General features: G+C 32.1%; 22 protein-coding genes and 2 riboswitches. Of the genes, 20 read left to right on the forward strand and 2 right to left on the reverse strand.

What is annotated here, in order from left to right:
• Positions 1-242 precede the first annotated feature (242 nt).
• From P8V03_RS16390 to P8V03_RS16405, 4 genes are all read left to right on the forward strand, one after another.
• Positions 243-653, forward strand: a complete 411-nt coding sequence (locus tag P8V03_RS16390) for a C-GCAxxG-C-C family (seleno)protein (RefSeq protein WP_318799003.1) — start codon at positions 243-245, stop codon at positions 651-653.
• 63 nt (positions 654-716) lie between these two features.
• The gene (locus P8V03_RS16395; RefSeq protein WP_318799004.1) at positions 717-1,628 is read left to right on the forward strand and encodes a DNA-3-methyladenine glycosylase family protein; all 912 of its coding nucleotides are present in this window, start codon (positions 717-719) and stop codon (positions 1,626-1,628) included.
• Positions 1,629-1,912: 284 nt separating this feature from the next.
• The gene (locus P8V03_RS16400; protein WP_261671030.1) at positions 1,913-3,400 is read left to right on the forward strand and encodes a 4Fe-4S dicluster domain-containing protein; all 1,488 of its coding nucleotides are present in this window, start codon (positions 1,913-1,915) and stop codon (positions 3,398-3,400) included.
• A 150-nt stretch (positions 3,401-3,550) separates the two neighbouring features.
• A complete protein-coding gene (locus tag P8V03_RS16405) occupies positions 3,551-4,273 on the forward strand; it encodes a TVP38/TMEM64 family protein (RefSeq protein WP_318799005.1) in 723 nt (240 codons plus the stop codon).
• 103 nt (positions 4,274-4,376) lie between these two features.
• Here the strand turns inward: P8V03_RS16405 and P8V03_RS16410 are convergent, their stop codons facing one another.
• On the reverse strand, positions 4,377-5,018 hold the full coding sequence (locus P8V03_RS16410; RefSeq protein ID WP_318799006.1) for a TIGR01906 family membrane protein: 642 nt from the start codon (positions 5,016-5,018) through the stop codon (positions 4,377-4,379).
• Positions 5,019-5,378: 360 nt separating this feature from the next.
• On the opposite strand from P8V03_RS16410, the gene groES reads away from it, so the two are divergent.
• From groES to P8V03_RS16490, 16 genes are all read left to right on the forward strand, one after another.
• The gene (gene groES / locus P8V03_RS16415) at positions 5,379-5,663 is read left to right on the forward strand and encodes a co-chaperone GroES (RefSeq protein ID WP_261671027.1); all 285 of its coding nucleotides are present in this window, start codon (positions 5,379-5,381) and stop codon (positions 5,661-5,663) included.
• Positions 5,664-5,726: 63 nt separating this feature from the next.
• The gene (groL, locus tag P8V03_RS16420; RefSeq protein ID WP_318799007.1) at positions 5,727-7,355 is read left to right on the forward strand and encodes a chaperonin GroEL; all 1,629 of its coding nucleotides are present in this window, start codon (positions 5,727-5,729) and stop codon (positions 7,353-7,355) included.
• A gap of 144 nt (positions 7,356-7,499) precedes the next feature.
• Positions 7,500-7,583, forward strand: a riboswitch (cyclic di-GMP riboswitch).
• Between the two features lie 349 nt (positions 7,584-7,932).
• Positions 7,933-8,436 carry a type II secretion system protein GspG gene (locus P8V03_RS16425; protein WP_318799008.1) on the forward strand — a complete coding sequence of 168 codons (504 nt, stop codon included), beginning with the start codon at positions 7,933-7,935 and terminating at the stop codon, positions 8,434-8,436.
• A 290-nt stretch (positions 8,437-8,726) separates the two neighbouring features.
• Positions 8,727-9,335, forward strand: coding sequence for a prepilin-type N-terminal cleavage/methylation domain-containing protein (locus P8V03_RS16430; RefSeq protein WP_318799009.1), 609 nt, complete (start codon positions 8,727-8,729; stop codon positions 9,333-9,335).
• Positions 9,336-9,425: 90 nt separating this feature from the next.
• Entirely contained in the window at positions 9,426-9,869 is a 444-nt protein-coding gene (locus tag P8V03_RS16435) for a type IV pilus modification PilV family protein (RefSeq protein WP_318799010.1), read from the forward strand.
• 29 nt (positions 9,870-9,898) lie between these two features.
• Positions 9,899-10,354 carry a hypothetical protein gene (locus P8V03_RS16440; protein ID WP_318799011.1) on the forward strand — a complete coding sequence of 152 codons (456 nt, stop codon included), beginning with the start codon at positions 9,899-9,901 and terminating at the stop codon, positions 10,352-10,354.
• On the forward strand, positions 10,351-11,532 hold the full coding sequence (locus P8V03_RS16445; RefSeq protein ID WP_318799012.1) for a prepilin-type N-terminal cleavage/methylation domain-containing protein: 1,182 nt from the start codon (positions 10,351-10,353) through the stop codon (positions 11,530-11,532). Before P8V03_RS16440 ends, P8V03_RS16445 begins: the two co-directional genes overlap by 4 nt.
• Before the next feature lie 42 nt (positions 11,533-11,574).
• Positions 11,575-13,245, forward strand: coding sequence for a GspE/PulE family protein (locus P8V03_RS16450; RefSeq protein WP_318799013.1), 1,671 nt, complete (start codon positions 11,575-11,577; stop codon positions 13,243-13,245).
• A gap of 13 nt (positions 13,246-13,258) precedes the next feature.
• A complete protein-coding gene (locus tag P8V03_RS16455; protein WP_318799014.1) occupies positions 13,259-14,449 on the forward strand; it encodes a type II secretion system F family protein in 1,191 nt (396 codons plus the stop codon).
• Positions 14,450-14,478: 29 nt separating this feature from the next.
• Entirely contained in the window at positions 14,479-15,915 is a 1,437-nt protein-coding gene (locus tag P8V03_RS16460) for a hypothetical protein (RefSeq protein WP_318799015.1), read from the forward strand.
• Between the two features lie 12 nt (positions 15,916-15,927).
• Positions 15,928-16,923 carry a hypothetical protein gene (locus P8V03_RS16465; RefSeq protein ID WP_318799016.1) on the forward strand — a complete coding sequence of 332 codons (996 nt, stop codon included), beginning with the start codon at positions 15,928-15,930 and terminating at the stop codon, positions 16,921-16,923.
• 125 nt (positions 16,924-17,048) lie between these two features.
• Positions 17,049-17,804 carry a prepilin peptidase gene (locus tag P8V03_RS16470; RefSeq protein ID WP_318799017.1) on the forward strand — a complete coding sequence of 252 codons (756 nt, stop codon included), beginning with the start codon at positions 17,049-17,051 and terminating at the stop codon, positions 17,802-17,804.
• 80 nt (positions 17,805-17,884) lie between these two features.
• Positions 17,885-17,982, forward strand: a riboswitch (purine riboswitch).
• Between the two features lie 88 nt (positions 17,983-18,070).
• Positions 18,071-19,525, forward strand: coding sequence for an IMP dehydrogenase (gene guaB, locus P8V03_RS16475; RefSeq protein WP_261671015.1), 1,455 nt, complete (start codon positions 18,071-18,073; stop codon positions 19,523-19,525).
• Between the two features lie 18 nt (positions 19,526-19,543).
• A complete protein-coding gene (gene guaA / locus P8V03_RS16480) occupies positions 19,544-21,076 on the forward strand; it encodes a glutamine-hydrolyzing GMP synthase (protein ID WP_261671014.1) in 1,533 nt (510 codons plus the stop codon).
• A 348-nt stretch (positions 21,077-21,424) separates the two neighbouring features.
• Positions 21,425-22,780 (forward strand): glucose-6-phosphate isomerase, encoded by a 1,356-nt coding sequence (locus P8V03_RS16485; RefSeq protein WP_318799018.1) that lies wholly within the window; start codon positions 21,425-21,427, stop codon positions 22,778-22,780.
• 102 nt (positions 22,781-22,882) lie between these two features.
• The gene (locus P8V03_RS16490) at positions 22,883-23,338 is read left to right on the forward strand and encodes a YaiI/YqxD family protein (RefSeq protein ID WP_318799019.1); all 456 of its coding nucleotides are present in this window, start codon (positions 22,883-22,885) and stop codon (positions 23,336-23,338) included.
• Positions 23,339-23,391: 53 nt separating this feature from the next.
• Here the strand turns inward: P8V03_RS16490 and P8V03_RS16495 are convergent, their stop codons facing one another.
• The gene (locus P8V03_RS16495; RefSeq protein ID WP_261671011.1) at positions 23,392-23,574 is read right to left on the reverse strand and encodes a hypothetical protein; all 183 of its coding nucleotides are present in this window, start codon (positions 23,572-23,574) and stop codon (positions 23,392-23,394) included.
• Positions 23,575-23,586 lie beyond the last annotated feature (12 nt).

The following is a 23,586-nucleotide window of genomic DNA, read 5'->3' on the forward strand; positions in this document are numbered from 1 at the left end:
AGAAACTGGTTTAACATCAAGAGAAGCAGTATATGCTGGTGGAGATGCTGTAACTGGAGCTGCTACAGTAATATTAGCTATGGGAGCTGGAAAGAAAGCTGCTAAGGCTATTGACGAGTTCTTAAGTAAATAATAATTGTATAATAATTAGGCTGCATTAAGGTAAACTTAATGTAGCCTTTTTTAAATTAATGTAATAGTGTATAATTAATAAAAATATAACATAATAAGGGGTGAATAGTATGTTATTAGATAAGGTTAAAAAGTATTATAGTGAGGAATATGACTTAAATTGTGCTGAAACTATAGTTTATGCTGCTAATGAGGAATATAACTTGAATTTGGATAAGAACACTTTAAAGACAGTGTCTGCCTTTGGTGGTGGTATGGGAATTGAAGGCACTTGTGGCGTAGTGTCTGGTTCATTAGCTATTTTAGGAATTATCTTTACAAAGGAAAAAGCTCACGAGAGTGATAGGATAAAATTACTTTCCCAAGAATTCTTTAAGAGCTTTGAAGAAAAACTAAAAAGTAATAACTGTAAGTCATTAAAAGAAATGTATAGAAATGATGATGTTAGGTGTAGTGAAATTGTCTATACTGCAGCGGAAGTTTTAGAGGAAATTATTATAAGGGAGAAGGATAACCAATAGAATAAAAGCGTTGTAGAAACTTTAAACTAGAAAGGTAATCTCCCATAAAAGGAGCTGATTGAAATGGATTATAGATCTGTAGAAGAATTTGAAAATGGAGTAATAATAAAAGAAGTGAAAAATTTTCAGCTAGAGCATATATTTGACTGTGGTCAGTGTTTCAGGTGGCACAAGCAGGAAAATGATAACTATATAGGTGTAGCCTTTGGGAAGGTAGTTGAAGTAGAAAAAAGAGAAGAGGATGTAGTGCTATACAATACAAATATGGAAGATTTCAAAAATATATGGGAAGATTATTTTCATTTACAGAGGGATTATAGTGAAATAAAAGAGCTATTAAGCAAAGATCCACTTCTAGAGAAGGCTGTGGAATTTGGATATGGTATAAGGCTTCTAAAGCAAGATCCCTTTGAGCTTATTGTATCCTTTATAATATCAGCTAACAACAGGATACCTATGATAAGAAGAGCTATTGAGAAAATAAGTGCTAAGTGGGGAGAAGAACTAGAATATAAGGGAAAAAAATATTATGCATTCCCAACTATAGAAAAGCTGAGCACAGCACCTAAAGAGGAGCTTGAAGACTGTGGAACTGGATTTAGAGCTAAGTATATAAAGGACACTGTGGATAAGATTTACATGAATAAGACAGCTTTAGAAGATAACTATGATAAAACCTACGATATAGACTGGATTAAATCTCAGGAGGATGACAGCTGTCATAAGGAACTTCAGAAATTTATGGGAATAGGACCTAAAGTAGCAGACTGTATAATGCTATTTTCAATGCAAAAGTACTCAGCTTTTCCTGTAGATGTATGGGTAAAAAGAGCTATGCAGCATTTTTATTTAGCACCAGATGTCTCCTTAAAAAAGATAAGGGATTTTGGAGTAAATAAGTTTGGACAGTTATCTGGGTTTGCTCAGCAATATTTATTCTACTATGCAAGAGAAAACAACATAAATGTAGAGTAAAGATTGTCTGATTTTACAGAATTTTGTTGATTTATTTTACCAATAAAATTCTGTTACATTTAAAATAATAATCTGTTATAATATATCGGTAAGGAATATTAGAAAAAAATTAGAACTGTATTATAAAAATTAGTATAGTTCTAAATTTTTACGCCTGTAATAATATTATTAAGAAAAAGATCGAATAGTTGCAGATATTTTATATTAATATATGATGTAAATTTAATATTTAGTGGCTTTTACTATAAATTAATAGATGCTTTATAACAGAAAGGAGAAATAAAATGATAACGTTTGAAACCCAGTTAAAAAAACTTAAACACTTAGTTCTAAAAGAAGTAGCTACTATGACTAAGGAAAATAGACTTAACAAGGAAGAACTTGAAAAAATCCCTTACAACATAATTGAAGGGGATAAGGCACAATATAGATGCTGTGTTTATAAGGAAAGAGCAATTGTATATGAGAGAGCAGTTTTAGCATCAGGATATTCCCCAAATAATGGTATAAACTCAAAATTAGCAGAAATTGACGATAAAAATCAAATGGTATTTATATTAGAAGCAGCTTGTGATAAGTGTCCTATAGATAAGTATACTGTAACTGAGGCTTGTAGAGGATGTATTGAACATAAGTGTATGGAAGTATGTCCAGCACAGGCAGTAGCTAGAGTAGCAGGAAGAGCTTATATAAATCAAGAATTATGTAAAGAGTGTGGAATGTGTAAAAAGGCATGTCCTTATAATGCTATTGCAGAGGTAATGAGACCTTGTAAGAGATCTTGTCCTACTGGCGCGCTAGAAATTAACTCTGATAGTAAGATAGCAGTAATAAATAATGAGGATTGTATAAACTGTGGAGCATGTATGGCAGGATGTCCGTTTGGCGCAATATCTGACAGAAGTTATATTACAGAAGTTACTAGAGAGCTAGTAAATAGCAAGAAAATATATGCAGTAGTAGCACCAGCAATAACTGGACAGTTTGGACCAAAGGTAACAGTTGGACAGGTTAAAGATGCCTTTAAGAAACTAGGTTTTGAAGATATGGTTGAGGCAGCTTGTGGAGCTGATGCGGTAACAGTTCATGAGAGTAATGAATTTGTTGAAAGAATAGAAGAGGGAGACAAATACATGGCTAACTCTTGCTGTCCTGGATTTATGAATTATATTGAGAAGAAATTCCCAGATCAAGCGGAAAGAATTTCAGGAACAGTATCTCCAATGATTGCAGCAGGAAGAATGATTAAAAAGTATGATCAGGATGCCTTAGTAGTGTTTGTAGGTCCATGTACAGCTAAGAAAAGTGAAATTTTAAGACCTACAATACAAGATGCAGTAGATTATGTTTTAACTTTTGAAGAAATAGCAGCTATTATGGCAGCTTTCGAAATAGATCCTGAAGCTTGTGAAGATATAGCTATTGATGATGCTTCTGTATTTGGAAGAGGTTTTGCTCAAGGTGGAGGACTTACAGCAGCTATAGAGAACTATGTTAAAGAAAAGAATGTTGAAGTAGAGTTTAAACCTGTTAAGGTAAGTGGAATGGACGAAATAAAGAGAACTATGACAATGGCTAAGGCAGGAAGACTTCAAGGTAATTTTATAGAAGGTATGATGTGTGAAGGTGGATGTATAGGTGGACCAGCTACTATCGTTTCTATAATGAAATCTAAACCACAGCTTAACAAATTTAGTGGACAATCTCCTAAAAAATCTGTACTTTCAAATGAAAATTTGGAAAAATTTGAAGGTGTAAATTTAGAAAGATAATTAATAGAATCAGTTTTGAGATTAAATTATAATCTCAAAACTGATTTTTTATTTTATATGTTTACTTTAAATAATCTAGTTGATACTATAAAAGTAAGATTTTTGTTGAAAAATACTATTATAGAGTAAACAGAGAATTAAGGTGAAAAGATGGATAAAAAGTTTTGGGAAAGGGTTAAGGATAAGCTGCATGAATACAAGTCCCATATAGTCCTTGGTATTATATTTGCAATTTTGCTTTTTATAGCCTATGAATATTATCACAGATATTTTTATATACTTAAGAATCCCGATAGAATTAAAAAGACAATTACGTCTTATGGACAATATAGTATATTGGCTTTTTATATTCTGCAAATTATTCAGGTAATTGCTTTTTTTATACCAGGAGAAGTTGTACAAATTGCAGGAGGATATATATATGGGACACTTTGGGGTAGTATCCTGTCACTTTTAGGAATAACTACAGGAAGTATGGTTGTATACAGCATTTCTAGATTTTATGGAAAGCCTTTAATAAATAAAATCATATCTGCAAAGGACTTTAAATTTTTTGAAAAGGCACTAAGGATGGGGAGTGTAAATTATATAGTATTTTTATTATACCTAATCCCAGGTATACCTAAGGACGTTTTGGCTTATATGTGTGGAATATCCAACATAACTTTTAAAAATTTCATTATTTACTCTACTTTAGGAAGAGTCCCGGGAATATTTATGTCTGCATATTTTGGTGCAAAGTTTAGTGCAGAAAATAAGGTAGTATTAATAGTGATAGCCATTGTGGCAGTGGTTCTATTTATTGTAGGATTGTTTAAAGGGGAAAAGATAATATCTGGAATGGTTAGAACAAAATCAAGGGGAGAAGAGTAAAAATACAAATAGTAACATTTTAAAAATCGATGTTAGTAAGTGCTTAAAGGTTTTATTTAATGCTACAGCTAATTACAGATAAGAGAATATCGATATACTATTTTTATATCGATACTCTTTTATCTTTATTTAATTTCCTAAATATTATTAGTAAAAATGCACTCCATAAGACTATTAATAGTAAAATTAAAATAGCACAATGAAGGAAGAACTCTTGAGGAAGAATATTGATAACCGGGTCAGTTTTAGGACTAAAAAGCCAGTAGTCGTTATTAAAAAGCACTTTGTGAAAAAAGTTAAAAGACTTATCAAAGTTTATATAGAAGGTTCCAGATAAAACAATAAAACTTAACCAAATCATAATTGAACACCATTTTAAAGGTGAAAAGTCTCTATACTTTTTCATATAGTAAATTCCTGCAGCAGATACTATTGCAGAAGAAAATAAAATATAGTTCAATTTTATAAATAAACTTTTCACCTCCTGAAAGTGAATAGCTGCTTCTTTGGAGGATGGAAGTAAAGGAATCCTAAACTCATCAGTTTTATCTGTATTTATGAAGTTTATAAGGTAATCATATGTAGACTTTATTTCTTCTTTGCTTAAGGTTGTATAACTTTTTATATTTAGATGCTCTACATCCCAATAATAAAGAGCCTTGAAGTTTAAAGCTATTTTTACAGAAGAAGCGGTAATAAATAATAATAGCGAAAATGTTAGTAATAATCTAGCAATAGTTTTCATATCCTTTAATCTCTTCCTTTTAAAAATTATTCCTAAGTTAAAAAAGTTTTACTGTACTTGTATTATATTCATATTATTAGATAATAATATAAAAGTATGATTTTGTGTAAAAAAATTCTAAATAAATAGTATATTAATGTAATTCTTAGAAATAAGGAGAAAAAAATATCTAAAGTGTGGTAAATTGCCCTAATTCACTTAAAACAAATTATTAGCTATGAAATTAGCATTTGAAAATGTAAATACAATTCATTATTATAATAATTGTATTAGCACTCGATAGGAGTGAGTGCTAACAACTAATTGTTAATAAATGAATTTAAATAAAATTATCAAGTAATTTTAAGGAGGGGTTTAACTATGAGAATTAGACCACTTGGAGACAGAGTCGTTATTAAAAGAATCGAAGCTGAGGAAACAACAAAAAGCGGAATAGTGTTACCTGGAACAGCAAAGGAAAAGCCACAAGAGGCTGAGGTTATGGCAGTAGGACCAGGAGGAGTAGTAGACGGAAAAGAAATTAAAATGGAAGTAAAGGTTGGAGATAAAGTATTATTCTCCAAGTATGCTGGAACAGAAGTAAAGATGGATGGTGAAGAATACACTATCTTAAGACAAGATGATATACTAGCAATAGTTGAATAGTTTTAAAACATTTAAGAATTTAAGGATTGAATAGATTATATAATCGCGAGGAGGGTCTCTTTTATGGCAAAAAGTATTTTATTTAGCGAAGAAGCTAGAAGATCAATGCAAGCTGGTGTAGATAAACTAGCTAATACTGTAAAAGTTACATTAGGACCAAAGGGAAGAAATGTTGTATTAGATAAGAAATTTGGTTCACCACTTATAACAAATGATGGTGTTACTATAGCAAGAGAAATAGAATTAGAAGATCCATATGAAAATATGGGAGCACAATTAGTTAAAGAAGTTGCTACTAAAACAAATGATGTAGCAGGAGATGGAACAACTACAGCTACATTACTTGCTCAAGCAATTATAAGAGAAGGCTTAAAGAATGTTACAGCTGGTACTAACCCAATGCTTATAAGACAAGGTATAAGAATGGCTGTAGATAAAGCAGTAGAAGAAATAAAGAAAAATTCAAGACCTGTTGAAGGAAAAGAAGACATAGCAAGAGTTGCTGCTATATCCGCTGCTGATGAGGAAATTGGTAAACTTATAGCAGACGCTATGGAAAAGGTAGGTAACGAAGGTGTTATCACTGTTGAAGAATCAAAGTCTATGGGAACTGAATTAGATGTAGTTGAAGGTATGCAGTTCGATAGAGGATATGTAAGTCCATACATGGTAACTGATACAGAAAAAATGGAAGCTGTATTAGATGATGCGTATATCTTAATTACAGACAAGAAGATATCAAATATCCAAGATATATTACCAGTACTTGAGCAGATTGTTCAACAAGGAAGAAAGTTATTAATAATTGCTGAAGATGTAGAAGGAGAAGCATTACCTACTTTAGTTCTTAACAAATTAAGAGGAACATTTACTTGTGTAGCAGTAAAAGCTCCAGGCTTCGGTGACAGAAGAAAAGATATGCTTCAAGACATAGCTATACTTACTGGCGGAGAAGTAATTTCAGAAGAATTAGGAAGAGAATTAAAAGAAACTACTCTAGAAATGCTTGGAAGAGCTGAATCTGTTAAAGTTTCAAAAGAGAATACTGTAATTGTAAATGGAAGAGGCGACAAGAACGAAATCCATAACAGAGTAGCTCAAATAAAGAGACAAATAGAAGAAACTACTTCAGAATTTGATAGAGAAAAATTACAAGAAAGACTTGCTAAATTAGCAGGTGGAGTAGCTGTAATTAAAGTTGGTGCTGCAACTGAAACTGAATTAAAAGAAAGAAAGTTAAGAATAGAAGATGCTCTAGCAGCTACAAAAGCAGCTGTTGAAGAAGGAATAGTTGCAGGTGGTGGAACAGCTTACGTTAACGCAATCCCACAGGTTGCTGAGTTAACTTCTGATGTTATAGATATCAAAGTTGGTATAGACATAATCAGAAAAGCTCTAGAAGAACCAGTAAGACAGATAGCTACAAATGCTGGTGTTGAAGGTTCAGTAATAATTGATAAAGTTAGAAACAGCGAAGTTGGAATGGGATACGATGCTTTACATGATAAGTATGTAAACATGTTAAAGGTTGGTATCGTTGACCCAACTAAGGTTACAAGATCAGCACTTCAAAATGCTGCATCAGTAGCTGCAACATTCTTAACTACTGAAGCTGCAGTAGTTGATATCCCAGAAAAGAATGCTGCACCAATGCCAGGTGCTCCAGGAATGGATATGGGCGGAATGTACTAAGATTATAATTAAAACGTCATGTGCTTATGCATGTGGCGTTTTTTTATTGTAACTAGGGCGATGGTTGTGGATATATATTACAATGTTGGTAAATTTATATTGAATAAATTTAGGTGAGGTGATAAAATTAAATCAATAAAATAAATAGTTAAGGGAAACTGTGAAGTACATGCTTTATTTGGGCATCTTGGATGTATGGAGTTAGTGATGCAACCACCCCTATATTCGTAAATGTGTTTATGGATATAGGGGTTTATTTTAACCTAAATATAGTGATTTTTGTAATTATTTTTATAGACATGCCTTCTTTAGTAGTTGTTGCGAATATAATAATACAATACATGTAATAATCTACCTTTAAGAATTGATACTAATTCACAACAAGGCGAACTTGATTCATATCTAACATCTATGATTTTGTATATGTCAACATAGTGTAAAATTTTCAATGAGTAATAACTAATGGATAAAAGATATTTGACCATAATTATTTTACCAAGAGGTTAACTAGAAAATAGAGATTTTAGTAGTAAAATCTTTATTACATAAATAGTTTTTTTGAAAGGAAGGGGTTTTATTGAAAATTAAACAAGCTGTAAAAAAAGGTTTTACATTAGTAGAATTGTTAGTAGTTATAGCAATAATAGCAATACTAGCAGCAGTGGTAGCACCAAATGCCTTTAAAGCAATTGAAAAGAGTAAGGTATCGGCAGCGGAGTCAGACTTTAAGGCGGTTAAGACAGCGGCATTGAGCTATTATTCAGATACTGGTAAGTGGCCAGGTGATGAGGCTGATGAAGATGGATTCGTAAAAGATGACTCCAAAGAAGGTTGGAATGGTCCTTATATGGAGAAGTGGAAGAGTAAAAATCCATGGGGCGGAGATTATGAATTCGTTGAAGGTGTGGATGCAACTGGATTTGGATTAACTGCCAGCACAAAAGCACTAAAATTAGAAGATGTAAACAGTAAAGCTATAGAAAAGTTAGAAACTGATCTAGATGGAGGAACATCGGATGCTGATTCAGGTATTGTAAGATCATCATCAACTACGGTTTATTTAGTTATTTCTGAACAATAAAATTAAGAATAAATTTTAGATTCCAAGTAAGTGCAAGAGTTAAGAGAGGAACTATGAAAATTAAAATGTATAAGAAAAATGGTGAGGCATTATTGCTTTTAATAAAGGGCAGTGATTACGGGTTTTAAATCTTAAAGTGTAATAATGTAGTTACCAAACAGAAAATACAGGAAAAGCTTTAGGATTAAAGTACTTAACAATATATTTGTTAAAAATTAGTGCATTAATTTAAATGCACTAATTTTTGAATATAAGAATAAGAACAGTTTAAATTGGAGGGAATTATGTTAATGAGATTCAAACATAAAAAAGGATTTACCTTAGTGGAGTTACTAGTAGTAATTGCAATAATAGCAATACTAGCAGCAGTTGTAGCACCAAATGCTTTTAAGGCAATTGAAAAGAGCAAAGTTAGCAGATTAGTTGGAGACTGTAAAGCAGTAGAGGCAGCAACCTTGCACTACTATGGAGATACAGGACAATGGCCGCGCATAATTGGTACTGGACAAACAAATAAGGAAACTTACTTAAAAGCACCGAGTGAAAGTGGTATAACAGGAGTTAACGGTTGGAATGGACCTTATCTAGAGCGATGGCCTAAAAACCCATTTAATTCAGGAGGAGAAGAAAGCGAATTTAATTACCAGTTGGATTATAGAAAAATAGGTAGCAATAATAATAATTTAGTGCTAGAAATATCATTAAATGGAGTGAGTAATTCTAAAGGAATAGCTGACATGCTTGATAAAACAATAGACAACACTGATGGGGCATCAAAGGGTAAAATCCAATGGCAGGGATCAAATACTAGCTGGGTTACTTGGACTATCGTAGAGAATGCTGAAAATGTTAAGAGGGGTACAGGTGCTGGCTCAAATATGGCGGAAGGGCATGATTAATGCAATTTACTTATATCATAAAGTAACTATGTGGTCATTTACGTTAAAATGATTATATAGTTACTTTTATAGAAAAGGGGGCATAGTTATATGATTAAGAACAGGAAAAAAGGATTTACATTAATAGAAGTCATAATAGCTATGCTCTTAATCAGCATCACTGTACTTATCTTTTCCAATGTATCCTATGTGGGCATAAAATCATCTAACACCAGTGAACAAAAACTGAACTCCCTGATAATAGCACAGAATGAATTAGAGAAAATCAAAGCAAACAAAAATACATTAAGTGATTTAACAGATTTACAGGACTTTCTCAAGGATGAAGATTATATTTACTCAACAGGAGTATTCCATAAAAACTTAAAGAAAATAGATGAAAAGTATGCTGGAGAAGTCTCAGAAGGAATAAATTATGATTTGAAGCTGACTTTAAGTGAAAAGGCAGAGGACCTTATAGATATAAAGATTGAAGTTAAGCCTCAAGATAACAATTCACTAAAACTAGGTACAACTTTATACCTTGGAAAATAAAAAATTAATAGTTATAGAGGATTATGCCTATGTATAACGTAAATAAGATTAAAAAAGGAAGTGCTCTTTTTATAGCAATGCTGGCAGGGCTAATTTTGATATCACTAAGTGGAATACTATTGACTTCAATGAATAATGAAATTAGAACTAGAAGGGCATCAGAAGAAAGGCAATCTGCCAAGTATCTTGCAGAAGCGGGAATAGAGCATGCTGTATATTTATATAATAAAAAAATTAGTGATATGAACAAAGAAGACAAATACGAGGAAATAAGTTATTTTGATAGTAGAGAAGTAAGCAGTAACTTGTTAAGCATAAATGATATAGGAAAGTATAGTTTTAGTTATCAGCTAGACAATACATCACAGAAAAAAAGGGGAGTTATCAAATCTACAGGAACTACCACAAAAGGAACCCAATATGGATTAAAAGCTATTATTAATATAGAAACAGGAAAAATTGAAAGTTGGCAGGAGGATAAATGAGAAGGTATAAAAAAGGGTTTACTTTAGTGGAATTAATGATATCTGTAGCCATACTGGGAGTGATTGTTGCTATAACCTACGATGTTATTAATTCATCTAACACATTCTTTAGTAAACAAAATAGCAATATCAAGAATAATGAAGATATTAGAGTGGTAAATACATGGTTAAGTAGGGATCTTCAGTCTTCAAGTAGTTTTATTGATAATAGTCTCAGCGATGATGCTAAAAAGGGGAAAGCACCTATTTATGAAATTGGCGATATAAAGTATTATAAAATCAACACCGGAAAAATAAATGATGATAACTTATATAGAATAGAGCGTCATTCTAATAAAGATGGAAAAATGGTTTTGATAGAAAATGTATCAGAAGAAGGATTTATTATATATCTTAACGAGTCTAATAAATTTTATGAAGTGACAGTAGCGTTAAAAGATAAGTTTAATACTGATAAAAAAAATAAGTTTATAGTCAGCACTATAAAAGATGTAGTTATTACTAAGCCAGAAATACCAGATCCGGAAATACCGGGTGAAGGTACAGAAAGCGAGATATTTATTGATACAAATGGTGATAGGAGATTTAATGGGGATGATTATAAGGTGGCTTCACCATATGATTCGAATGAGGATAAAAAGTATACAAATACGTCCTGGGAACTTGTAATTGGAAAGGATCTATCTAGAACTTATGGTAAGGATATAAGATTTATAGTAGAAGGAGGAATTTTTGTGAAAAAAGGAGTTACACTGACTACTAATAAATCAATATTATTACAGACAAAGAGCGAGATTAATTGTAACGGAGTTACTTTAGATTGTTATGGAAATGGAGGGATTTTTTTAAAGGCAAATGGATCGATTTCGGCTCAACAATCCAAGATTCAAATTGATGGTGGCGGCGAGATATCAATAGATGGAAAAGGAGCCTTGGCAATAAAAGAGGCTAATATATCTATAAGTGGAGGGGGAAATATAGATTTTACAGCAGGTGGAGCGTTAGATTGTAGTAAATCAAATTTTGATGTGAGTGGTGGTGGAAACAGTAAAAATAATAAAGGAGAAATTAAATTGTCGGGAAATCCATGGCTGATAAATGAAGGTATAATTAATGGCATAAAAGTAAGCCGTTCATCTTTCAGCTCACCATATATTATAGATAAAAATAGTCCGTAGAAAATTGGAGCAAATTAAGATGCTAGAAGAAAGGAGTATATTATGGCTAAGGTTAGAAAAAGGTTAGGAGAAATTCTAATAGACTCAGGGCTGGTAACAGAGGATGTGCTAAACAAGGCCTTAATTATTCAAAAACAAAAGGGAGAAAAACTTGGTGAACTTCTAGTTAATGAAGGCTTCGTTACAGAAGAACAAATTGTAGAAGCTGTTAAAAGACAGCTAAGTATACAATCAATAAACCTAGATAACATAACAATAAAGCAAGAAATTATAGATATAATCCCAGAATCTATGGCAAGAAAGCATGAAATTCTTCCTGTAGATATTATAAATGGACAGCTTTTAGTAGTTATGAGTGACCCACTAAACTATTTTGCTATTGAAGATATAAGAGTTGCTACAGGATATGTAACAAGAGTTGCTATAGCCTTAAGGAAGAGTATAATTGAAAATATAGAAAGATATTACGGGAAAAATAGGGCACAGGAAGCAGCTAATGATTATGGAAAGGTTTATGGATATAAGAATACCGTTAGCCAAGAAGAAGTAGAGGATGAAGCAGCAGCGCCTATAATTAAATTTATAAACACTATATTGGAGAATGCAATCATTAATAATGCTTCAGATATTCATATAGAGCCAGATGAAACTGAAATGAGAGTAAGATTTAGGGTTGACGGCGTTTTAAGGGAAATTATGAAGATTAATATAGGTATGCTTGATCCTGTAGTCAGTAGACTTAAAATAATGGCAGGGCTAAATATTGCAGAAAAGAGAATACCTCAGGATGGAAGAATTAATTTTAGAGCGAAGCAGAAGAATATTGATTTAAGAATTTCTCTTGCACCAACTATGTTTGGCGAAAAAGTAGTTATGAGGCTTCTAGATAAAACTAATTTTTCTCTTTCTTTAGAGAAAGCTGGTATAGAAAAAGAAGATTTATTAAAATTAAAGAGGATTATGTCTAAGCCCTATGGAATAATATTAGTATCTGGACCTACAGGAAGTGGTAAAACCACAAGTCTATATTCCATGCTAAGTATTCTTAATGATGTTTCCAAAAATATCATTACAATAGAGGATCCTGTAGAATATTATTTTAAGGGAATTAATCAAATGCAGGTGAATAATAAAATAGGCTTTGATTTTGCAGCAGGATTAAGAAGTATACTAAGACAAGACCCGGATATAATTCTAGTAGGTGAGATAAGAGATGAGGAAACTGCTGAAATATCTATAAGGGCAGCACTTACAGGTCACTTAGTTCTTTCCACTATTCATACTAATAATGCAATAGGTACTATAACTAGATTAGAGGATATGGGGATGGCACCATTTTTGTTGTCTTCTACAGTAATTGGAATAGTAGCACAAAGACTTATTAGAAAAATATGCCCTAATTGTATAGAAGAATACGTCAGTGATGAAAGAGAAATGAAAATTTTAGGTCTAAGTAATCAGATATTACTAAAAAGAGGGACAGGGTGTAGTCTGTGTAACAATACTGGTTATAAAGGAAGAACAGGAATTTTTGAAATAGTAGAAATCGATAGAGAGATAAGGTTGTTAATAGATAATAAGCAGCCAGAGAGTATAATTGAGAGTAAGTTAAAGGAAAATGGTACAAGGCTTCTAAGAGAGGCATGTGTGTCTAAGGTTATTGGAGGAATAACTACTACAGAAGAAATGCTTAGAGTAACTTATGGATATTAGAGGGTAGATTGATATGCAGAAATTTATATATAAGGCCTATGATTCTAGCTTGAATATAGTGACAGGAGAAATTGAGGAAGAAGAAATAGAGCTTGCAAGGGAAAAAATCAAGGTTAAAGGGTTATCAATAATTGACATAAGAAAAAAAACTGAGCTTAAAAATTTAAGAGTTTTCAAAAGAAAAATGAAGAATGAAGAAGTCGCTGCGTTTTGTGGTCAAATGGCAACTATAATAAATGCAGGTTTAAATATAATAAACGGTCTTGAAATAATTAAGATGCAAAATAAAAACTTCAAAGAAGAAATAGACAGCATCATTAAGTATATAAGAAGTGGAGAGACCTTGGGAACATCTATAGAAGCCACTGGCTATTTTCCGAAGCTTTTGACGGACATGGTTAAATCAGGAGAATTAAGTGGTAATGTAGATGAAGTGCTATTTAATATGGAAGAATATTATGAAAGAGAAGCTTATTTAAGAAGCAAAGTGAAAAATGCATCAATATATCCGTCTATTATGCTGTTTGTTTCAATTGCAATGTTATTATTTTTTAATTACTTCATCTTTGGAAAGCTTGGAGACATATACACCGACAATGAGAATCTTCCAGCTATAACTAAAGTATTATTGATGTTTATGAATATTATAAATAACAATTTTGCGCAGGTAATATTATTAATAGTGTTATTAGTAATATTAGCAAGATATATTAAGAAAGTCGGTAAAGTAAAATACTTATTAGATACTATGCTTTTAAGGCTGCCAGTGATTGGGAAATTAAATAGTGACATAATAACTAATAGATTTAGTAGAAGCATGGCTATCTTTTTAAGGTCAGCAGTTCCTATTTTAACAGCCTTTGAAAGCATGGAATTAGTTATTGGAAATATGAATATAGCGAAAAGAATAGCAGCTGCAAGAAGTGAAATAGTAACTGGAGCTAGAATTGCTGATTCACTGGAAAAAGAAAAAATGTTAGATCCTCTGGCACTTGAAATGTTAAGAATAGGAGAAGAAACAGGAAAGCTTGAAGAAATGTTAAACAGATTAACTTTAATTTATGATAAAAGAGTTGAGCAAGGAATTAGCAAAGTGATGGCTCTAGTAGAACCAGCCTTTACCTTAATTATAGGGCTTATCGTAGGTTTCGTTGTAATAGGGATGGCCCTTCCTATACTTCAGATGTCCAACACTATAAAATAGTTTTTAGTGTTGTTGGGAGGTTAATAAAGTTGTTTACTTCAGAGGAATTGATTTTTAGATTTAATGAGGATAACTTTCAAGTTGCAGTGGTATCAAAAAACTTTAAAAAAATTACCGTAAAGAGTGTAGATACATTTATACCTGTTTATGAAGGTGGTAATTTACTTTATAACAGTGAAGAAAATATAAATCAAATTGAAAAACTTTTGAGTGCAAGAAAAGTAAAAAGTAAGAAAGCAAAGGCTGTTATTTCTCTCGAAGGTATAATTACAAGACTTATAGAAACTCCCTTTATTGGAAAGAAGGACTTAAAAAAATTTATAAGTAATAACTTATCTGAGTATTTTACTGTTAACCTAAATGATTATTATTTTGATTATAAGGTTATAAGTTCTAAGGGAAGGAAGAACAAAAAGTTAAATGTAGTTTTATGTGCTTTTCCAAGGACTAAGCTAAATGATATATATTCATTCGTTGAATCCTGCGATTTAGATTGTGAGAAAATAACTATTTATCCCGATAGCATTGCTAGTATGTTTCAATACTTGAAAGAGCAAAGTGTTGCTGTTTTAGACTTAAATGAGAATAAAAATATTATTACTATATTAGATAATGGGAATATATTTCTGTATTCCACTCTTCAGAGCGATAGTTATGGAGATATAGAGGAGAGATATAATCAGTTAGTTGACAATATAGGGTATTTTTTAAATTTCTACTCTACACGACACTTTGGTAATAGAGTTAATCAGATATATCTTATAGGTGAAAAGTGGCAGGAAAAGGAACTCTACAAAAGTTTAGAGTCCCAGTTTGATATTGAAATAGTATGTGGAATCTCTGATAACGACTTAAAGATTAGAACGGTGAATAATATTGATATAAATATGTATTGTGATATAGTTGGGTGCAGTATTAAAGAAAAGAATGATTATAAGAAATCTATTAATTTTACTAAGGCAATCTCAGAAAATAAGAAAGACTCTGAAAAACTGGGTTTAGGAAATATCCTTCTTGTTTTTACCGGTTTATCAATTCTTCTATGGATAATTGCTTTTGGTTATTTTAAATTTTCTATGATGAGATATGATACAAGAAAGTTCAGTGAAAAGATAAAGCAAGTAGAAGATTTAGAAAAAAACATAAAGGTAGTAAGCGATCAGAATAAAAAGTATCAAGATAAAGAAAAGTATTTTAATATTATTGAAGAGGATAATTTTAACTATATTTCTTATTTGGAGGCATTAAAAAATGGACTACCTAATGATGTGTCAGTAAATGAAGTTTTTTTTGATAGGGACAAAATAGATTTGTCATTAAATATAAATAGTCCGTTGGACAAGGCGAAATTAGTTATTGCAATAAACAAAATGAATATATTTGAACATATTGAAATAGATTCTATAAAACTAGACGATAGTGAGAAGGAAGTTAAGTTTACGCTAAAGATTGTAAAACCGTTGTAAGGATGTGTATTTATGAACAAACAAAAGAATTTACTTCTTGCTCTTATAATTATCATATTTTTATCAGTGAACTATGCGGTGTATAACCTATATTTTTCTAATAAGATTAACCAAGTAAATCAGCAAAAAAGCACCTATTTCCAGGTGCTGGATAAAATAAATAAAATTGAAGAAAGTGAGAAGAAATTAGAAAAGCTTATTTCTGATAATGAAAAGTTGAAAAGCAATTCGGAAACTCTGGACAGTATGGCCCCTAAGCAAATTGATACTCCTCAACTGGTTTACGATTTTTACACATCATGTGCACAATATAATATAAAAGGACAAGAGTTGGATTTTGATTTAGGGGAGAAAGATGATCAGGAAAAAACAGCAGAAGATAAAAAAGACCAAGGGGATAAAAGAGAAGATAAACAGAATAACTTTCAGAAACTGACTATTGACTTGAAGGTAAGTGGAAATAGGAATGATATCGAACAGTATATAAGAAATTTGCAGGGGATTACAAAACGGCAGTTAAATATAAAAAGTATTAAGATTTTAACTAGTGAAGCTAAGGATAAGGATGCAAAGGAACAAGAAGGTATAGATAATAATAGTTCTAACAAAACTAAAACATCATATAACAGTAATAAAACTACAGTAAGTTCCAATCCAGTTAAGTTAACTAAAAAATTTGATGGAGCTTTTTCAAAGGTAAGTTTAAACGGAAAGCTAGTTGTAGATGGAATAGTTGACAATGGTATATATACAAATGATACTCCAAAAGGTAGTTTTGTAACGGATAAAAAAGAAGGTACAACTAGTAATGACAATACTAACACTAATTTAATAGATGATAATGAAAATGCAACTAGTATAATAAATAGTGATGTAATATTAGCAGAGATTATATTTTATCAATATATACAGGGAGACGGAAAGGATTTTGACGTAAGTAAAGCTTATGATTTCTATGATAAAAATACAGGTTTTGAAAGCATAGCAGATATGTTTAAGAAAAAATAGATACAATAAGCTAAAGACAAAACAGGGGCAAGATAAGCTTCTGTTTTACGCTTTGTGTTGCGTAATTTAAATTAGTGTAGCAATTTTTTTAAGATATTAATCTAGTAAACAATTTGGAGGAAAAAATGGATATATTAATTAGTATATTTATAACAATATTCGGCTTCATAATAGGAAGCTTCCTCAACGTTTGTATTTACAGGATACCAAAAGGACAATCTATAGCATATCCACCATCTCACTGTACCAACTGTGATAGTGAAATAAAATGGTACGATCTAGTTCCTATATTTAGTTACTTATTACTATTAAAAGGCAAGTGTAGGCATTGTGGAGAAAAGATATCTATAAGGTATCCAGTAATTGAATTTATAACAGGAGTATTGTATCTTGTAATATATATAAAATATGAACTAACCTTAACAACATTAAAATATATAGCTTTCATAACCATTCTCATTGTAGTTGGAATTATTGATTTAGATACTACAGATGTGTATTTTAGTACAACCATTGTAGGAGTTGTACTTGCTCTATCATTTATAGCAGCCAGCGGATATTTATATAGCGATTTCAAACAGTATATATACGGAGGGTTACTAGGTGGGGGAGTCATAGCCCTAATAATAGTCCTTACCAAAGGAATGGGCTGGGGAGATGCAGAGATATGTCTTTATAGCGGATTATTCCTAGGCTTAAAACTAACCATAGTTATGTTGTTTTTCTCTTTTATCTTCGGCTCAGTGATTAGCTTAATACTTATAGCTTTAAAGAAAAAAAACAGAAAAGACTATATTCCCTTTGGGCCTTTTATTGCCCTGGCAGCAGTCTTTACCGTAATTTTCGGAGACAAAATACTCCTTTGGTATGGCATATTCTAAAAATTTCGTCATAAATTAATTGACAAAAGCATAAAAATTGAATAAAATAATGTAAACAATGAATTTGAAAGAAAGAAAAATTGAATGATTTTAAATTTACTCGTATATACCCTGAATATGGCAGGGAGTATCTACCGGGAGCCGTAAATTCCTGACTATGAGTGAAGTTATTGTGGTACGGCTAAAACCACACTAATTTCACGTAATAGTGCAATTAGTGTGGTTTTTTTGTTTATTCAAATTATAATTTAAGGGAGTGTGTTCTAATGGCAAGAATTTTAAAACAAGCATATACTTTTGATGATGTTCTTCTAGTTCCAAATAAGTCAGAGATTTTACCAAAAGAGGTTACCTTAGCTACAAACTTAACTAAGAAGATAAAATTAAATATACCTCTTATGAGTGCTGGTATGGATACTGTTACGGAATCTAAGATGGCAATAGCTATTGCAAGAGAGGGCGGAATAGGTATCATACACAAGAATATGACTATAGAACAACAAGCAGCAGAAGTGGACAAAGTTAAAAGACAGGAAAACGGAGTAATAACAGATCCTTTTTATCTTTCTCCAGAGCACACTATAGAAGATGCGCTAGCTGTTATGAGCAGATATAGAATATCAGGGGTTCCTATAACTGTTGATGGAAAGTTAGTTGGAATAATAACTAACAGAGATATTGTTTTTGAAACTAATTATGGTAGAAAAGTATCAGAGGTTATGACAAGCGAAAATCTAATTACAGCTCCTGAAAATACTACTATAGAAGAAGCAAAAGAAATTCTTAAAACTCATAAAATAGAAAAACTCCCTTTAGTAGATAAAGATTTTAATTTAAAAGGACTTATAACTATAAAAGACATTGAAAAGGTAAAAATATTCCCTAATAGTGCAAAAGACGAGAGAGGCAGACTTTTATGTGGTGCAGCTGTAGGAGTTACTGCTGATATGTTAAAGCGTGTAGCTGCTCTTATTGAAGCCGGTGTAGATGTAATAACAGTAGATACAGCTCATGGACATTCCAAAGGAGTTATAGATGCAGTTAGAACTATTAAGGAAAATTATCCGGATATACAAGTTATTGCAGGTAATGTTGCTACAGCCGAAGCAACAAGAGATTTAATTCTTGCAGGTGCAGACTGTATTAAAGTAGGTATAGGACCAGGATCTATTTGTACAACTAGAGTTGTAGCAGGAGTTGGAGTACCACAGCTTACAGCAGTAATGGATTGTGTGGAAGAAGCAAATAAGTACGGAGTTCCAGTTATTGCAGATGGTGGTATTAAGTATTCTGGAGACATAGTAAAGGCTTTAGCAGCGGGAGCTAAGGTAGCTATGATGGGGTCAATGTTTGCTGGCTGTGAAGAGTCACCAGGAGAAACAGAGATATATCAAGGAAGAAGTTATAAGGTGTACAGAGGAATGGGTTCTTTATCGGCAATGGCTTGTGGAAGTAAAGATAGATACTTCCAAGAAGGTAATAAGAAACTAGTTCCTGAAGGTGTAGAAGGAAGAGTGCCTTATAAAGGATATGTTGCAGAAACTATATTCCAACTTTTAGGTGGAATTCGCTCAGGCATGGGATATCTTGGATCTAAGACTTTACATGAATTATATGAAACTGCTACTTTTGTAATTCAAACATCATCAGGATTAAGAGAAAGTCATCCACATGACATATCAATGACTAAAGAAGCGCCAAATTATAGTGTAAATCAATAAAAAACTTGGAGGTAACTGATGAAAAGAGAATTAGTTTTAATAATAGACTTTGGTGGACAATATAATCAACTTATAGCAAGAAGAGTTAGAGAAAATAATGTGTACTGTGAGATAGTTCCATACACATACTCAATAGATAAAATAAAGGAAAAAAGCCCTAGAGGGATAATTTTCACAGGTGGGCCTAACAGCGTTTATGGAGAGGGTGCTCCTAGAATTGATAAGGAAATATTTGAATTAGGTGTACCAGTGCTTGGAATATGCTACGGTGAGCAGCTTATTGCTCACACTCTTGGAGGAAATGTTAAAAGTCCAGAGGTAAGAGAATATGGTAAAACAGAAGTTAAATTAGATAACTCCTGTACATTATTTGACGGAATAGAAGAGAATGAAATTTGCTGGATGAGTCATACGGATTATGTAGAAAATGCACCGGATGGTTTTAGAATAATTGGAACAACAACACAGACACCGGTAGCAGCTATGGAAAATGTAGAAAAGAAGATATATGGGGTTCAATTTCATCCAGAAGTTGAGCACACACCTTTCGGAAAGAAGATGCTTTCAAACTTCCTTTTTAGAATTTGTGAGTTAAAGGGAGATTGGTCTATGTCTTCCTTTGCAGAGGAACAAATTAAAGCTATAAAAGAAAAGGTTGGAGATAAAAAAGTAATTTGTGCTCTATCCGGTGGAGTTGATTCATCAGTAGCAGCGGTGCTTGTTCATAAGGCTATTGGAAAGCAATTAACTTGTATATTTGTAGACCATGGTCTTCTTAGAAAAGATGAAGGAGATCAGGTTGAAAATATCTTCAGAAAACAATTTGATATGAATTTGATAAGAGTAGATGCAAAGGATAGGTTCTTAGGAAAGCTTGCAGGAGTATCAGACCCTGAGAAAAAGAGAAAAATTATAGGAGAAGAATTTATAAGAGTATTTGAAGAAGAAGCTAATAATTTAGGAGAGATTAGTTTTTTAGTTCAAGGGACTATATATCCAGATATAGTTGAAAGTGGAACAGATACATCTGCAACAATAAAGAGTCACCACAATGTTGGAGGACTTCCAGAAGACATGCAATTTAAGCTTATAGAGCCACTAAGAGAATTATTCAAGGATGAGGTAAGAGCTGTAGGGGAAGAATTAGGAATTCCTCATAAACTAGTTTGGAGACAGCCGTTCCCAGGACCAGGTCTTGCTATAAGAGTTCTCGGTGAAATAACAGAAGAAAAATTAGAGATCGTAAGAGAAGCGGATGCTATTTTTAGAGATGAAATAGCTATTGCAAAACTTGATGAAAGTATATGGCAGTATTTTGCTTGCCTTCCTAATATACGTTCAGTTGGAGTTATGGGAGATGAAAGAACTTATTGTCATACAATAGCACTAAGAGCAGTAACTTCATCTGATGCAATGACTTCAGAGTTTGCTAGAATACCTTATGAAATTTTAGATAAGGTATCAAGAAGAATAGTAAACGAAGTTAAGGGAGTAAACAGAATTGTTTATGACATAACTTCAAAACCACCTGCAACTATTGAGTGGGAATAGAATAAACATAGTAAATCCAATACTTGCATAATATAAAAGTGTTTTTGATTATTTCTAAATATAAATAATCAAAAACACTTTTTTGTTTAAAAAAACTATTGAAGGTGAATAATAAACTTAGTCTTTATAAAGTTAAAAATATTTCTGCTGTAAATGGTTACAAATACTTTATTTGTAAAATATGTATTGTCGTGGCTTGATTTATATATAATATTAGAATAGAATTTCAATTAGGACTAGTTTAAGTAAAAGATAAGTTTTAAAAGGGAATACTAATTATTCAATTAAATGAACTTTAAATAGTTATATTTAAAACTGGGTCTTAATATTCAACAGGGAGGTAGAGTTATGTCAAAAAAAGGTTTAACTTTAGATTTAAGCAATGCAATGCCTTATCTACAAGAGCATGAAGTTACAGGTTTACAACCATTTGTTAATGAGGCTCATAAAATGCTTCATGAAGGAACAGGTGCAGGTAATGATTATTTAGGTTGGGTCGATCTACCTGTTAATTATGACAAAGATGAATTTAATAGAATAAAGAAAGCTGCTGAAAAGATAAGAAGTAATTCTGATGCTCTTATTGTTATAGGAATAGGTGGCTCATATTTAGGAGCTAGAGCCGCAATAGAAATGCTTACACATACTTTCTACGGAAGCTTATCAAAGGATAAGAGAAAAGGACCAGCTATATTTTATGTAGGAAATAACATAAGCTCTACATATATGACAGATTTACTAGAAACTATTGATGGAATGGATATATCCGTTAATGTTATATCTAAATCTGGTACTACTACAGAACCAGCTATTGCCTTCAGAATTTTCAAAGATTTGATGGAAAAGAAATATGGAAAAGAAGGAGCAAAGGAAAGAATATTTGCAACAACTGATAAAGCTAGAGGAGCATTAAAAACTTTAGCTGATGCAGAAGGCTATGAAACCTTTATAATTCCTGATGATGTTGGAGGAAGATATTCAGTTTTAACACCAGTTGGGCTTCTACCAATAGCAGCAGCAGGAATTGACATTGAAGAAATGATGAAAGGTGCGGCAGATGCAAGAGAGACTTATAGTAACCCAGATATTAATAGCAATGATGCTTATAAATATGCTGCAGCTAGAAATGCGTTATACAGAAAAGGTAAGACTACAGAAATGTTAGTTAACTTTGAACCTTGCTTGCATTACTTTGGTGAGTGGTGGAAACAATTATTTGGAGAAAGTGAAGGAAAAGACAATAAGGGAATATTCCCAGCAGCTGCGGACTTCTCAACGGATCTACACTCTATGGGTCAGTATATACAAGAGGGCTTAAGAGTCCTATTTGAAACATTTATAAATGTTGAAAAACCAAGAAAAGATGTGACTATAGAGAAGAATGAAGATAATCTAGATGGATTAAACTTCTTAGCAGACAAAACTATGGATTTTGTAAACCATCAAGCTTTAAGAGGAACAGTTTTAGCTCACAGTGACGGAGATGTTCCAGCTTTTGTTGTAAGTATACCAGAACTAACTGCATACTATTTTGGTTATGTAGTATATTTCTTTGAAAAAGCTTGTGGAATTAGTGGATATCTAATGGGAGTAAATCCATTTGATCAACCAGGAGTTGAAGCTTATAAAAAGAATATGTTTGCTCTACTTGGTAAGCCAGGATACGAAGAGATGAAAGCCCAGTTAGAAGCAAGACTTAAGTAATAGATTAGAAAAGGATAACCTTGACCTACAGTTGGCGATTCCATAGCTACTATAGGTCGAGTTATTTTTCTAAAATCACATTAAATTAAAAGGAGGTAGGCTATGAAAATTTTAGTAGATGCAGATGCCTGTCCAGGTAAAGATTTAATAGAGAAAGCAGCCAAAGAAAATGGTCTAGAGGTTGTTATGTTTTGTGACATAAGCCACATTATAACTACTAATTATAGTACAGTAAAATATATGGACAAGGGTTTTCAAAGCGTAGATATGGCTGTAGCTAACGAGGCTAAAAAAGGAGATATAGTAGTTAGTCAGGACTATGGTGTTGCAGCAATGGTTCTTGGTAAAAAAGTTTATGCCATAAGCCCTAAAGGGTATATTTATGATGACAATAATATTGAGAAACTTTTATTTGAAAGACATATTTCTGCGAAAGTTAGGAAAGGTGGCGGCAGAACCTCGAATCCTAAAAAGCGAAATAAGGAAGATGATGAAAGACTTTATTATAATCTATTGAAACTAATAAATCAGGCTAAAGAACTATACCCTAATCAGTAATGATATTACTATTAGGGTACAGTTTAATTTAGGTTTTAGTATAAAACTCAAACCTAAGAGGTACTAATAGAATCTTTGACGGAATTCATATCCACAGTATTTCTAGGGCCTTCCGGATAAAGTAACCCATTAGAGGTTCTTTCGATTATAGGGTATCCTTCTATAGAAAATCCTGTATCTATGCCTTCCTTTTTATATGGGTATTCTGGATCATATCTATCTATTTTATGAGACATACTATCACTCTC

It is taken from the genome of Clostridium tanneri, assembly GCF_033659955.1.
GTDB lineage: Bacteria > Bacillota > Clostridia > Clostridiales > Clostridiaceae > Clostridium_AM > Clostridium_AM tanneri.

Excerpts from the sequence above, each read along its gene's own strand:
- groL (WP_318799007.1), top strand. The coding sequence starts at position 5,727 with ATGGCAAAAAGTATTTTATTTAGCGAAGAAGCTAGAAGATCAATGCAA.
- P8V03_RS16405 (WP_318799005.1), top strand. The coding sequence starts at position 3,551 with ATGGATAAAAAGTTTTGGGAAAGGGTTAAGGATAAGCTGCATGAATAC.
- P8V03_RS16430 (WP_318799009.1), top strand. The coding sequence starts at position 8,727 with ATGAGATTCAAACATAAAAAAGGATTTACCTTAGTGGAGTTACTAGTA.
- P8V03_RS16465 (WP_318799016.1), top strand. The coding sequence starts at position 15,928 with ATGAACAAACAAAAGAATTTACTTCTTGCTCTTATAATTATCATATTT.
- groES (WP_261671027.1), top strand. The coding sequence starts at position 5,379 with ATGAGAATTAGACCACTTGGAGACAGAGTCGTTATTAAAAGAATCGAA.
- guaB (WP_261671015.1), top strand. The coding sequence starts at position 18,071 with ATGGCAAGAATTTTAAAACAAGCATATACTTTTGATGATGTTCTTCTA.
- P8V03_RS16495 (WP_261671011.1), bottom strand. The coding sequence starts at position 23,574 with ATGTCTCATAAAATAGATAGATATGATCCAGAATACCCATATAAAAAG.
- guaA (WP_261671014.1), top strand. The coding sequence starts at position 19,544 with ATGAAAAGAGAATTAGTTTTAATAATAGACTTTGGTGGACAATATAAT.
- P8V03_RS16490 (WP_318799019.1), top strand. The coding sequence starts at position 22,883 with ATGAAAATTTTAGTAGATGCAGATGCCTGTCCAGGTAAAGATTTAATA.
- P8V03_RS16435 (WP_318799010.1), top strand. The coding sequence starts at position 9,426 with ATGATTAAGAACAGGAAAAAAGGATTTACATTAATAGAAGTCATAATA.
- P8V03_RS16450 (WP_318799013.1), top strand. The coding sequence starts at position 11,575 with ATGGCTAAGGTTAGAAAAAGGTTAGGAGAAATTCTAATAGACTCAGGG.
- P8V03_RS16485 (WP_318799018.1), top strand. The coding sequence starts at position 21,425 with ATGTCAAAAAAAGGTTTAACTTTAGATTTAAGCAATGCAATGCCTTAT.
- P8V03_RS16395 (WP_318799004.1), top strand. The coding sequence starts at position 717 with ATGGATTATAGATCTGTAGAAGAATTTGAAAATGGAGTAATAATAAAA.
- P8V03_RS16400 (WP_261671030.1), top strand. The coding sequence starts at position 1,913 with ATGATAACGTTTGAAACCCAGTTAAAAAAACTTAAACACTTAGTTCTA.
- P8V03_RS16455 (WP_318799014.1), top strand. The coding sequence starts at position 13,259 with ATGCAGAAATTTATATATAAGGCCTATGATTCTAGCTTGAATATAGTG.
- P8V03_RS16390 (WP_318799003.1), top strand. The coding sequence starts at position 243 with ATGTTATTAGATAAGGTTAAAAAGTATTATAGTGAGGAATATGACTTA.
- P8V03_RS16470 (WP_318799017.1), top strand. The coding sequence starts at position 17,049 with ATGGATATATTAATTAGTATATTTATAACAATATTCGGCTTCATAATA.
- P8V03_RS16410 (WP_318799006.1), bottom strand. The coding sequence starts at position 5,018 with ATGAAAACTATTGCTAGATTATTACTAACATTTTCGCTATTATTATTT.
- P8V03_RS16445 (WP_318799012.1), top strand. The coding sequence starts at position 10,351 with ATGAGAAGGTATAAAAAAGGGTTTACTTTAGTGGAATTAATGATATCT.
- P8V03_RS16440 (WP_318799011.1), top strand. The coding sequence starts at position 9,899 with ATGTATAACGTAAATAAGATTAAAAAAGGAAGTGCTCTTTTTATAGCA.